This is a genomic window from Aminiphilus circumscriptus DSM 16581, from assembly GCF_000526375.1.
GTDB lineage: Bacteria > Synergistota > Synergistia > Synergistales > Aminiphilaceae > Aminiphilus > Aminiphilus circumscriptus.
On the sequence record NZ_JAFY01000005.1, the window covers coordinates 256,093 to 268,519 of the forward strand.

Here is a 12,427-nt window from a genome sequence, read left to right on the forward strand (position 1 = left end):
ACGAGATCCTTCGTTTCCGGGTGGAACACGAAGCGCCATCATCCCTCCGCATCGCGGAAAAGATCGGGCAAAACAGCGACGAGCCACACAGACAGGGGAGGTCTCACACATGCCCGCAGACGCACTTTTCGGATTTCTCGCCGCCGCCGCCACCCTTTGGGAAGTTTACGCAGCGCCGAAGCCAGGCCTTGTGGATCGTTTTTCCTCGGGAGCCCACAAGGACATGGATTTCGACCTCTTCGTAACGAGCGCCCGGTCTCTCGCGCCTCAATGGCGGGAACAGGCCCGGGTGGGTCTGGAGGCCGTCCCTCCCGAAAAAGCGCTCACCCGCCTCCGGGAAAACGGTCTTTTCATGGAGAAAACCATGTTCTCCGCAACGGGAGGTATCAACACCCACAAGGGCTTGATCTTCATTCTCTCCCTGCTCCTGTACGGCGGAGGACGGTGTGTGGCACAGAAAACCCCACCCGCGGCAGTGCCCCTCTGCCACATCGCTTCTCTACCCGTCCGGGGATGCGTGGCCAAAGAACTCGCACCGTTGCGCTCATCCCTCCCGCCGAGACCCCTGACCCATGGAGAGAAACTCTACCTGGAGCACGGCGTCACCGGCATCCGAGGCGAAGCCGAGGCAGGATTTCCCTCGTTGCTTCACCATGGCCTTCCCGCCCTGAAAGATGCGTTGCAAAGAGGAAGTTCCTTCAACGACGCAGCCCTACACTGCCTGCTTCACCTCATGCTCGTCGGCGAGGACAGCAACGTCATGCATCGAAAAGGGTTTCTCTTCTGGATGGAAGAATACAAACAGATCGTTCTGGACGTGCTCGAACAGGGAAGCGTCTTCACCACCGAGGGACGAAGCAGGTTATACTCCCTTGACGAACGGTTCTCCTCCGAAGGGATCAGCCCGGGAGGTGCGGCGGACCTTCTCGCGGCAACAGTGTTTCTCCACTGGTGCGAGGAAACTGGAAGCCGGTTTTTCGAATGAGATCTTTTCTCGGAACTCGGAACACGAAAGAGCGCTTTCTCGAGAGAGATGACACCGATGAGGAAAAGCGCGGAGACTCTCGTCCCCGCTCCCCGCGTCGCATCGAGGAACGATACGGGAAATGGATCCCGAAGCGTTTGAGATATCAGGGCGAAAAGGGCACCCCCCGGCCCTGACCGTGACACGAGAGGAAACCGTCGTCGCTGAGAATGAGAAGAGGGCGCGCATATCTCCTGGCCCGCAGCAATCCTTGTCAACGGGGGGGCTGCCGCGTATAATGCCTCCCGCATCCGGAGAAGCGCCCGCAACAACCGAGACAGACCTAGGGGAAAACCGACCGAAACTTTTCCGCTCTTCGACGGAGCAGGGGGTACAAGACCATGCGGCGGATTCCTTTTTTTCTTCCAATGAGAGGGTGCCCTTCCCGCTGCGTCTACTGCGATCAACGGGAAATCACCGGAGTGGAACCGCCCTCTCCTCGGGATGTCGCAGAAACCATTTTCACCCGCAGCAGAGGCATCTCCTCGGAAAAAGGGCAGAAAACGACATCTCCCGAGCCGTTCGAAGTCTGCTTCTTCGGGGGCAGTTTCACCTGCCTTCCCAGATCTCTTCTTCGAGAATACCTGCAGTCCTTCCGAAAAGCTCCTCCGGGAAGCCTGCTCCGTTTCTCCACACATCCCCGCTGTCTTGACGACGCCTCTCTTCTGGAAGAATTGGAAACCTATCCGATCTCAGTGGCAGAACTCGGGGCCGCTTCGCTCGATGCAAGGGTCCTCGCCGCATCACACCGGAATCACGACGGAGAAACAGTTCTTTCGGGCATCGAAAAACTGCGTGCCCACCGCATACCCGTCGGAGTCCAACTTATGCTGGGTCTTCCGGAGCAAAACCTTTCCTCGGTGCTGGAAGACCTCCGCCGCCTCGCAACCCTCTCGGACCCCCGGCAACTTCCGTTGCGCCTGTATCCCTGTCTCGTTCTTGCCGGTACGGAATTGGAACGGTGCTTTCGCCAGGGACGATACGAACCGCTCTCCGTGGAGGACGCGGCAATACAGGGGGGCCGATGGCTTCTGCATGCGAAAAAACTCGGTTTTCCCGTTCTGCGTATCGGACTCCAGGAAACAATTTCCCTACGAAAGTCCGTTGTCGCCGGCCCCTACCACCCAGCCTTGGGTGAACTGGTTCGAGGTTCGGCCCTGGCACTGGAGCTTGCCGAAACAAACCCCCGAGGTCCCTGGGGCGTTCCCGCAGCACAGCGATCCCTGCTCACGGGACACGGCGGATGGGGAATACGCCTTCTCTCCCGCATCACCGGCGCGGAACCCGTCGAGGTGCTCCGTCTTCTTTTCTGGACTGGAGGTGTGAAAAACCGGAGAGGAAGCGACGTCTCGAAAAACATGCCCGGCGACAAAGACAACGAGGCGCCTGGAGCGAAGGTGGACGAAGAGAGGAACGTACCTTGAAGGGAAATGCCGGTTCGGAACACGAAAAAACGACACGTTCTCCGGAAGACGGCGTGATCGGGTTTTCCCGAAACAAAGGCCTGGACATGGGTTTCGGTCCTGTGGGCAGGACTCTGTTGCGCCTTGCCCTTCCCTCCATGGCATCCATGCTCTTTCATACCCTTTTCTATCTTGTTGACACGATTTTCATCGCCTGGCTCGGCGGAGTCCCCCTTGCCGCGGCATCCCTCACCTCTCCTCTTCTGTTCATCTCTTTTGCTCTTACCAACGGCATGGCCGTGGGATGCACGGCCCTCGTGAGCCGAAATCTGGGGGCGAACGATCTTGCAAGCGCCCGTACCACCGCACGGGCAGGACTCATCCTCACGCTTCTCCTCTCTCTGACGACCATGCCCCTTCTCTACAGGCCTTTTTCGGATATCTTCTTCGCGGCCCTCGGCGGCGAGGACATAGTCCTGGAAGAGTGCTACCGCTACAACTACTGGATTCTTCTCGGCATGCCCTTCATGGCCTATTCCATCCTCGCGGACAGCACCTTCCGCAGCCAGGGCAACACGATGGTTCCTCTGGTGAGCATGGTCCTCGGCAACGGGCTCAACGCTCTGCTGGATCCGTTGTTCATGTTCGCCTTCGGCTGGGGTATCGCGGGGGCGAGCCTCGCAACTCTCATGGGCCGCATCGTCTCGATCCTCTACGTCGCCGCCGCACTGCGCAGGTCAAGCGACATCCCCCTTCCTCTTTTCCCCCTTTGGGAACCGACCTTTGCCGCTACCTGGAGGCGTATCATCGCTGTGGGACTTCCCGTTTCTCTCTCCCAGAGCAGCATGTCCCTCGGCATGGCTGGCGTGAACAAGGTTCTCTCCACGTTCGGGGCCGACGCAATAGGCGCCTGGATGCTCGGGAACCGCATCGAGGGACTGGCTTTTCTGCCCGTCTTCGGCATCAATGCCGCACTGATCCCCTTTGTGGGATACAATCTCGGCAAAGGCGACCTCGGACGGATAAAGGAAGGCGTCCACCTGGCAGCGACGACCAACACGATCATGATGCTCGTCGTGGGAACACTCATCTTCGCGTGTCCCTATCCCCTGCTTGCCCTCTTCCGCCCCGATCCGGACGTCGCCGCCATGGCGGCGGCTTCCATTCGCGCCTCGGTAACAGGCTACGTCTTCACCGCGCTGGACATTACCTACAACGGCTTCTTTCAGGGGATAGGGTACACGTTCTTCGGAATGACAGTCCAGATTGTGAGGACCCTCGTCGTTCGAGCCCCTGCGGCATATCTCTTCGCGATGCTCTGGGGCATCGACGGTGTCTGGTGGTGCCAGCCTCTCTCATCGCTTGTCTCCTTTGTGCTCTCCCTGGTCTTTCTCTCCATCGCACAAAAACGAATAGAAAAACTCGATGCCCCTTCGTCTTGACTTTCCTCCTGTATTCCGTACACTAAAGTGACGTTAATGTTACCGAAGTTCATCACGCTCACAGGATGGTGACCTCCATGGATCGCTCGCATCTCCAGGCGCTGATGCAGGAAAAAATGGAACAGATGCCCACCAAGGCAAGGCGAGCCGTAGCCTATCTCCTCAGCAACATGAGGGAGGCTGCATTTCGCTCCATCGGCGAAGTGGCGGACGAACTGGAAGTGTCCAAGGCACAGCTGGTACGCGTGGCACGCATGCTCGGGTTCGCCGGCTATGCGGAACTCAAGGACGCGCTGCAAGAAGCCATTCTCGAGCAGGTGAATCCCGCAGCGATGCTCGCGAAATCCATGGACAGGGAAGAAAGCCTTTACGAGACCATTCTTCGCATGGAGCATGCCAATTTGGATGACACCTGGACCCAGCTCAACCAGGAAAAAATCCTCGCCTTCTGTCGCCTGATCCGCAAGGCGCGCGATATCTACTGCCTCGGCTGGGGCATCTCTTCTCTCGTCACGGAATCTCTCTATATACGCCTCCGCGTCATGGGACTCGGCGGACATTCCCTTCGGCGGGGCTCCCTCACGCTCATCGAACAGGCCCGCTCCGTCGGGCCTGAGGATCTCCTCGTGGTCTGCGAACTGCCCAGTTATGTGGTTGAAGTCACCGAAACCGTCGCGATCTGCCGAAAAAAAGGCACCTCGGTGATCAGCATTACCGACAGTCCCGCCGCTCCCGTCTGCAAGGAGAGTGAACTCACCCTCTTCGTAAGCGCCGCGAGCCCGACCTTCGGAAGCAGCATCATCGGACCGCTCTTCCTCGTACACGTCCTCACCTCGGCCCTCGCCATCAGCCTGGGGGAACAGGCGAAAAAGGCACTGGAGGAGCAGACGGCCTTTCTGTATGACACGCGCATTTTCCATCCCATCTTCGGTCTCAAATACTGATCCCCTTCCAGAGGCGCGGATGCGCCTCTGGAAGGGGATCCTCCGTTTCATCCCGAAATCTGCACAGATCTTCCGAGTCCAGGCCGACATGGAAACCCGTGTCGGCTGATCCGTCTCAAAGGGTGAGCGCTTCACCGGGGTCGAGAATCCGCACCTCCGTTTTCCCCCGCAAAAGGGAGGCAAAATGCTCCGGGTCGGCAGAAATGAGCGGGAAGGTATCGTAATGCATGGGAACGGTGATTTTGGGACGCAGCAACCCCACGGCCCTCGCGGCGTCCTCCACGTCCATGACGTAGTTCCCTCCGATGGGAAGCAGCGCCACATCGATTCCTTCGTCGCCCAGGAGTTGCATTTCCATGGTAAGCCCCGTATCGCCCGCATGGTAGAGTTTCCTGCCCTCGAGTTCCAAGAGAAAGCCCGCGGGAGTTCCCCCGTAGAGCACGGTATCGCCGTGGGCAATGCCCGAGCCGTGCCATGCCGGTGTCAGCTTCACTCTGCCGAAGGGAAAGGTGGTCCGACCACCGATGTGCATGGCGTGGGTGGCGACTCCTTGTCGCTCAAGATAGGCTGCGAGTTCGAAGTTCGTGATCACCGTAGCCCCGGTGCGTTTCGCTATGGCCACGGTATCACCGAGATGGTCCCCGTGACCGTGGGTGAGAAAAATGTAGTTCACGTCCTTCGCGGAGTCCGCCGTCCATGCGGCCTTTGGATTTCCCGAGAGAAAGGGATCGATGAGACCCGAGAGCCCTTCACTCTTCACGTAAAACGCGGCATGTCCGAGAAACGTTATTTGCATTCCCATCTCCTCCTTGTTTCGGAATTTGCGCGGGGGCCCGCACTTCCATCGGCTCCATTATACCGAAACCATCCCGGCCTTCTCGAAAAAAACGTAACAATGCGGAGAGGAGTGCCCATGGACTCCACCTCCGCATTGTTTCCCTCGTTCCTTTTGCCGCGAGGACTCCGTTTTTCGAGCTTATTCCTTTGAGGAAAGCGCTCTCGTCACATGAAGTTCCGCCAGCTGGCGATCCTCCACCGGGCCCGGTGCTCCGGACATGAGACACTGAGCCTTCTGTGTCTTTGGAAAGGCCATGACATCCCGTATGGATCGCCCGCCACAGAGCAACATGGCCAGGCGATCCAACCCGAAGGCGATGCCTCCGTGCGGCGGTGTTCCGCTTCGCAGCGCATCGAGAAGGAAGCCGAAGCGCTCCTCCGCATCCTGAGGCGTGAAGGCCAGGGCGCTGAAGAGTTTCTGCTGCACCTCCGAATCGTGGATGCGTATGGAACCTCCCCCCACCTCGTTGCCATTGAGGACCATGTCGTAGGCCCGGGAACGCACATTGCCGGGATCGCTCTCCAGGAGCCCGAGATCCTCCATGTTCGGCGAGGTGAAGGGATGGTGCACGGCAACCCACCGATTCTCTTCCTCGTCCCGTTCGAGAAGGGGAAATTCCGTGACCCAGAGAAAGCGCCATCCTTCCTCGACAAGGTTCCGTTCCCGAGCGAGTTCGAGCCGCAGCGTGCCGAGGATGCCACAGGCTTTCCGCCAGTCCTTGTCCGCCACGACGAGGAGCGCATCACCCTCGCCGATTTGCCCCGCGACAAGGAGTCGCTTCTGAGCCGCCTCGTCCAGGAATTTGACAAGAGGTCCCTTGAGAGTACCTTCCTTGACCTGAAAAACCGCCAAACCCGCCGCACCGAGGGCTTTGGCTCTCGCCTCCAGATCGGCGAACTCCTTTCGCGACAGCGCCGCTCCGCCGATAAAGGGCAATCCGCGGACACTTCCCCCCTCGGTGAGGAGGGTGCGGAACGCCTCCATTCCTGAGTCGGCGAAGACATCGTGAAGATCCACAAGTTTTGCGGAAACGCGAAGATCCGGCTTGTCGCTTCCGTAAGACTCCATCGCCTCTCTCCAGGTCATCCTGGGAAAAGGCAACAAAAGCTCCTCGCCGAGAATGTCCTTGAAAAGTCCCTGCATGAACTTTTCCATAAGGGACTGAATGTCCTCTTCGGTAATGAAGCTCATCTCGATGTCGATCTGGGTGAATTCAGGCTGTCTATCCGCACGAAGATCCTCGTCGCGGAAGCATTTCACGATCTGGTAGTAGCGGTCGCAGCCACCAACCATGAGAATCTGCTTGAAGATCTGGGGAGATTGGGGAAGAGCATAGAACATCCCCGGGTTGACCCGACTGGGAACAAGATAGTCCCGAGCGCCCTCGGGCGTGGATTTGGTCAACATGGGCGTCTCCACTTCGAGGAAGCCCTCGTTGGAGAGAAAGTTTCTCGTAAACAGGGCGATCCGGTGGCGGACCCGGAGATTCTGTTGCAACCTGGGGCGCCGCAAATCCAGATATCTGTAGCGGAGACGGAGGTTTTCGTCCACCTTGTCCACATCGTTCATGTCGAAGGGAAGGGCACGGCTCGGGGAGAGGAGCAGAAAATCCGAAACCGCGACCTCGTGAAATCCTGTGGGAATCGAGGAGTTTTCCGTTCCAGCGGGTCTGGCGCGGACCACGCCCCGGACAGCGAGCACGTACTCGTTCCGCAGTTCTCCCGCCAAGTCATGGATCGCTTCCTGTTCCTCGGGGTTGAACACGATCTGGACAATTCCCGTATGATCCCACAACTCGATGAAGATGATGCCCCCCAGATCACGGCGGCGACGAAGCCATCCGTTGAGACACACTTCTGTTCCTTCGTGACGTGAGCCGACTTCCCCGCAATAGACCGTTCGTTTCCATGTCGCATCGAAAAACCGCCGCTCCATAATACCCATCACCTTCGTATTCCTAGAGTTTCGTCGCTTTTCGAAAAGAGGAACCGCTGATGCGGCCAAAAAAGCTCGCCCGGCTCAGCCGTCTTTCCGGGAAATACCCTTGTTCGAGAGGAGACTGCGAATCGATGCGACTCCTTCTTCTCGAGCGTACAGATGCTGCTCCCCGCTTTCGAGATCCTTGACGGCCATCCGGGAAGCACGCAGCTCCTCGCTGCCGAGAATGCAGGCCAGGAGCGCCCCCTTGCCCGCCGCAACCTTCAATTGCGCTTTCATTCCCTTCCCGGTGAAGTCCATGTCCGCAGAGACACCGGACTGCCGCAGAAGATGCAGCAACGCGAACGCCTCCGGGCGTGCCTCTTCGTCGGGACAGACCACGAAGACAGCCGGGTGGGGAGCCGAGCCCGTAAAGCATCCCTGCTGTTCCATGGTCAGAACAATCCTTTCGATGCCCGAGGCAAAACCGACACCCGGCACATGTGGTCCGCCTATGGCCTCGGCGAGATTGTCGTAACGTCCTCCGCCGCACACGGCGTTCTGGGATCCCAGATCCCCCGAGAGCACTTCATAGGCGGTCTTCGTGTAGTAGTCGAGCCCCCGCACCAAGCGCTTGTCCAGGGAGAAACTCGCTCCGATTTCTTCGAGCCCACGCTGCAGAAGCCCGAAATGAGTACCGCACTCCCCGCAGAGACTTTCCACCACCGATGGCGATTGCTCCGCGATGGCCGCACACTGGGGGTTCTTGCAATCCAAAATGCGAAGAGGATTCCTGTCGAACCGGCCTCGGCAAGTATCGCACAGCTCGCTCAAGCGGGGTTCGAGAAAGCTCCGCAGCGTCTTTCGATAGGTGGGACGACATTCTGGACACCCCACGGAATTGATCTTCACTTCGAGATTGGAGAGCCCAAGACGCCGATACAGTTCCAAAGAAAGGGCAACGATCTCCACATCGACGAAGGGATCCGACGCACCAATCGCCTCCACGTCAAGCTGCCAGAACTGACGGTAGCGCCCTTTCTGAGGACGCTCGTAGCGGAACATGGGACCGGCACACCACAGCTTGACGGGCTGCACTCCCCGGTGCATGCCGTGTTCGAGATAGGAACGAACCATGGAGGCCGTGGCCTCGGGGCGGAGAGTAAGGCTCCGTTCCGCTCGATCCTGGAACGTGTACATCTCCTTTTCCACCACATCCGTCGTCTCGCCGATCCCCCGGGAAAAGAGTTCCGTGTGCTCGAACACGGGAAGATGAACTTCCGCGTAGCCGAAATCCTCGGCGGTTCGACGGGCGACATCCAGGACAAACGCCCATTTCCACGACTCTTCGGGAAGGATGTCCCGAACTCCACGGGGCGCCTTGATGCTCTCCATGCCCTACGCCTCCTTCTGGTTTCTGATCCATCCATATGAAAAAGCGACCCGACCCGGAGGGTCGAGCCGCCGCGCACGCACGCACGAATCGCACCGGTGACCGTGTTTAGCGGGGTTCCACCTGAAATTTGATAGCGGTGCGTTCCTCGCCGTCAATCTCGATCTTGGCGAAAGCAGGTATGCAGATCATGTCGATACCGTTGGGCGCCACGTACCCTCTGGCGATGGAAATGGATTTCACCGCCTGATTCACCGCCCCGGCACCGACGGCCTGCACCTCGACGCCCCCTTGTTCCCGAAGGACTGCGGCAATAGCACCCGCCACAGCCTTGGGTTGCGAGTTCGCGGATACCTTCAGGACCTCCATGGACTTCCGCCTCCTCTCGGTCACACTTGAAAGCGAGACGGATTGAAAACCTGCATCCGCCATCTCTTCGTCCATAGTGGATCTCGCCGCGAAGAAACACTACATGAAGAAACAGTAATCAGAGACAGAGATCCGATGGTGAGTATATCCCTTTCTCAGAAACCGCGCAAGCAAAGGAAGAACCAGCCCGCCATGGGGGAAAATCAAACGAAAAAAGACTGGAGAAGGCGAAGATCCCGATGGAATGCGGTCTTCGCCTTCTCCAGTCTTCCGAGATCGCAAAAGGGCGAAACGGGTCTACTTCGCCACCTTCTTCATGTACACGTTGCCCTGAGGGATATAGTATTCGCCCTCGGGATAATTCACGAGCTGCCAGAGAAGGACCTTTCCCTTGTCCTCCAACCGCATCATGGCCCGCCCCTTGGTGTCGCTGACAAAACTCCGGAACTCCACAAGAAAGGCTCCATCCACGTATTTCCCGTAGATGCTGATCTCGCCATTGCTGGAGTCCACCTTGGCCCCATTTTCGGCGGTGGCCTCATGGGACCCCTTGATGATGTCATTCTTCTGCGTCAGATTGATGGTGAAGGTGTCCCCCGCCTCGTTTTTCCACGTCCATTTCCCGGAGAAATTCGGAATGGTCGCCGCCGCCAGAGACGCGCCGGCGAAGAGAGCCAGAAGAGCGACAGCGGTGCATACTGCAAAAAGAGACTTCTTCATGATTCGAGATTACCTCCTTAGATGTCTGGCTGAGCTTCGTTTTTTCCTTGATCTCTCGTGCCCAAGCATAGAGCGTCTTGCAAACCCTCGCGTGCCGCCCTCGACGTCGCCTTCAGGCGAGACCGAACACCCCCTTTTCGGGAAGAATTCGCGAGTTGAACGCAGTCGAACAAAAGACTAGCACACCTCGAAGAAGAGACATGCGTAATTTCCCGTAGAACCACGGAGGCAGGGAGGCTTTTTCCCGTGACTCACTCGTTTCGTTCCGGGGAATGCGCGTTTTCCGTGGAACGCGCCGCCTTGGAAACCGGCATGATGTGTCTTTCATCGAGAATTCCGAACACGATCAGGAGAAAGAGCAACCCATTGCCGAAATAGACGGCTTTCAACGGGGCGGGAATATGCATGCAGTCGAGGAAACCCAGCGAAGGGTAGGCCGATTCGAGATGAATGCCCGCAACGTGATACCCCACGTATTCCACGAAAAGAAGACACGGCACATAGAGAAGATATCCGAGCAAAACTCGTCCCCCTGCGGAAACGACACCGACGGATTCGGCGACGCGCTTGGTCAGGTAATGAAGCAGACAGAAGGCCGTAGGCCATGCGAAAAGGGGGAAAAGGGGAAAGGACAGGAGCTTCACGTCAAACCGCCCGTAGGAATACACGTTCCTGAAAATACACAGATATCCGAAGGAGATCAAAAGCCCCACGGCAAAATGAAGGGGGACATCCTCCCGAGAGACGAAATGGAGATAGCCTAAGGCAAGCGCGGATGTCACGACAAAGAGCGCACCCGGAGCCACGCCCCAGAGGAAAAAGAGAATCAGGAGCCCGAGAAAGAACAGGATGTCGCCCTTCGGCAGTTTTCGACGGTTCACGGACATTCTCTCCTTACCACGATCACCGGGACGGGGAGTTGCCGGGAAAATCGTAGGCGGGATTTTCCGGAGAAAACTCCGCATCCGAAAAACCGGGATTTTCCCTCAGGTCCTCGTACATGTAGTCCTCCACAAGCCGTTGGTCCCCGTCCTCAAAATCCCAGCTCCGAACCCGCTTCGGAAGCGACGTCTCTTTTTGGAAACAGAATTCCGTCCTGTAGCAGTAAAGGTCGGCGTTCTTCCACTTCGGCAGCTCAAGGATGATACACTCTTCCTCTCCATCCTCCGGAGAGGGATAAAGGCGCAAGCCGCTCGCGCTCGTTTCCCGGAGCAGTTCCACATTTTCCCGAAGGATGCGGAACAGATACGGCAATCCCGCTTCTGTCACGGGATGCCTGCTCGAGGCAGTCGCCTTCGCTCCCAGAGGATCGAGATTCACGGCGACGAAGGAGCCGAACCCGCCGGGATGGACGTGAATTCTGCCTTCATTCCAGTCCGGCCTCCACAGAAGTTCCTGCCCCTTCTTCTCCGTCCCGACCCACCGCATGTAGACACTTCGCGGATCGACCCTGAACTTGAGAAAAATCACTTCCTCCGGAAGCTGCCGTCCGTCCTTCCACTCCCGCTTGGTGAACAGGCAGGAATACTCCCGGAGTCCTCCCATCGCGGCCTCGAATCGAGCAAGCAGTTCCTCCGCCGCGGCAAGGGCGTCCCCGTCACGGAGCACACGCTCGTCACCGAAAGAGGAAAGCACGGTCAAACAGAGCAGACAGATCGCGACAAAAAAAGAAGCAAGACAACCTCGACTCCGGATTCCTCGATGCAGGAGCATTTTTCTCCACCGTCCTCTCCGCTTCCGGTTCAAGAATCCGCCCAGGGTTGCCCGCTTGCTTTTTCCCTTTTTTCATTCTACCATTCTCGCGGTCTACTGAACATTTTTGCGGAGAGAAAACGCACTCGCGCATCGGGCCCGCCGCCGTCACTTCGCCCAGAAGCGCTCCTGTGAGTAGGGGAGGGAATGCCGTGAGAAGAAAGGACAAGGAAATCACCGAGCGCCACCTTCTGGAGGATGTTCTGCGAAGGAGCGAGATCTGCCGCCTGGCCCTGTTCGACGAGGAATATCCCTACATCGTTCCCCTGAACTTCGGCTACGAGGACGGAAAACTCTTCCTTCACGGCGCGACGTCAGGGAAAAAACTCGACCTGATCCGCAGAGACCCTAGGGTCGCCTTTGAAGTGGAGACGGATCTGCAGATTCTGACCGCGGAAAATCCCTGCAACTGGAGCATGCGCTACCGCAGCGTCGTGGGCCGCGGAACGGCGACCATCCTTGAAACCCCCGAAGAAAAAAGACACGGATTGAACGCTGTGATTACCCATTACGGGAAGGAACCCTTTCCTTTTTCCGACGCGGCGCTTCAGGCCGTTGCGGTGATCCGGGTGGACATCGCGGACATGACCGGCAAAGAATCAGGGTTCAAGCAATCCTAGGGAAG

The 12,427-nt window shown here is 58.0% G+C and carries 12 protein-coding genes; 5 read left to right on the top strand and 7 right to left on the bottom strand.

All coding sequences use genetic code 11. The annotated features are described in order from the left end of the window. Nucleotides 1–109 precede the first annotated feature (109 nt). The 4 genes from K349_RS0108315 to K349_RS0108335 all read left to right on the top strand — a co-directional run bounded on the left by K349_RS0108315 (nt 110) and on the right by K349_RS0108335 (nt 4,813). A complete protein-coding gene (locus K349_RS0108315; RefSeq protein ID WP_029165391.1) occupies nt 110–985 on the top strand; it encodes a triphosphoribosyl-dephospho-CoA synthase in 876 nt (291 codons plus the stop codon). A gap of 380 nt (nt 986–1,365) precedes the next feature. Beyond that, nucleotides 1,366–2,448 carry a radical SAM protein gene (locus K349_RS19140; RefSeq protein ID WP_029165393.1) on the top strand — a complete coding sequence of 361 codons (1,083 nt, stop codon included), beginning with the start codon at nt 1,366–1,368 and terminating at the stop codon, nt 2,446–2,448. Between the two features lie 53 nt (nt 2,449–2,501). Then, complete coding sequence (locus K349_RS0108330) at nt 2,502–3,869, top strand: MATE family efflux transporter (protein ID WP_169731326.1); 1,368 nt, start codon at nt 2,502–2,504, stop codon at nt 3,867–3,869. A gap of 77 nt (nt 3,870–3,946) precedes the next feature. Further along, the gene (locus K349_RS0108335; RefSeq protein WP_029165395.1) at nt 3,947–4,813 is read left to right on the top strand and encodes a MurR/RpiR family transcriptional regulator; all 867 of its coding nucleotides are present in this window, start codon (nt 3,947–3,949) and stop codon (nt 4,811–4,813) included. A 115-nt stretch (nt 4,814–4,928) separates the two neighbouring features. On the opposite strand, the gene K349_RS0108345 is transcribed toward K349_RS0108335, so the two are convergent. From K349_RS0108345 to K349_RS0108375, 7 genes are all read right to left on the bottom strand, one after another. Next, nucleotides 4,929–5,609, bottom strand: coding sequence for a metal-dependent hydrolase (locus K349_RS0108345; RefSeq protein WP_029165396.1), 681 nt, complete (start codon nt 5,607–5,609; stop codon nt 4,929–4,931). 180 nt (nt 5,610–5,789) lie between these two features. Continuing rightward, the gene (gene aspS / locus K349_RS0108350; RefSeq protein ID WP_029165397.1) at nt 5,790–7,586 is read right to left on the bottom strand and encodes an aspartate--tRNA ligase; all 1,797 of its coding nucleotides are present in this window, start codon (nt 7,584–7,586) and stop codon (nt 5,790–5,792) included. A gap of 84 nt (nt 7,587–7,670) precedes the next feature. Beyond that, nucleotides 7,671–8,963: a histidine--tRNA ligase gene (hisS, locus tag K349_RS0108355; protein WP_029165398.1), complete on the bottom strand. Its 1,293-nt coding sequence runs from the start codon at nt 8,961–8,963 to the stop codon at nt 7,671–7,673. A gap of 106 nt (nt 8,964–9,069) precedes the next feature. Further along, nucleotides 9,070–9,330, bottom strand: coding sequence for a stage V sporulation protein S (locus K349_RS0108360; RefSeq protein WP_029165399.1), 261 nt, complete (start codon nt 9,328–9,330; stop codon nt 9,070–9,072). Between the two features lie 297 nt (nt 9,331–9,627). Continuing rightward, complete coding sequence (locus K349_RS0108365) at nt 9,628–10,050, bottom strand: avidin/streptavidin family protein (RefSeq protein ID WP_029165400.1); 423 nt, start codon at nt 10,048–10,050, stop codon at nt 9,628–9,630. Between the two features lie 251 nt (nt 10,051–10,301). Continuing rightward, the gene (locus tag K349_RS0108370; protein ID WP_157367339.1) at nt 10,302–10,931 is read right to left on the bottom strand and encodes a hypothetical protein; all 630 of its coding nucleotides are present in this window, start codon (nt 10,929–10,931) and stop codon (nt 10,302–10,304) included. Nucleotides 10,932–10,953: 22 nt separating this feature from the next. After that, the gene (locus K349_RS0108375) at nt 10,954–11,763 is read right to left on the bottom strand and encodes a DUF1571 domain-containing protein (protein WP_029165402.1); all 810 of its coding nucleotides are present in this window, start codon (nt 11,761–11,763) and stop codon (nt 10,954–10,956) included. Between the two features lie 191 nt (nt 11,764–11,954). Between K349_RS0108375 and K349_RS19370 the strand changes: the two genes are divergently transcribed. Then, on the top strand, nt 11,955–12,422 hold the full coding sequence (locus K349_RS19370; protein WP_029165403.1) for a pyridoxamine 5'-phosphate oxidase family protein: 468 nt from the start codon (nt 11,955–11,957) through the stop codon (nt 12,420–12,422). Nucleotides 12,423–12,427 lie beyond the last annotated feature (5 nt).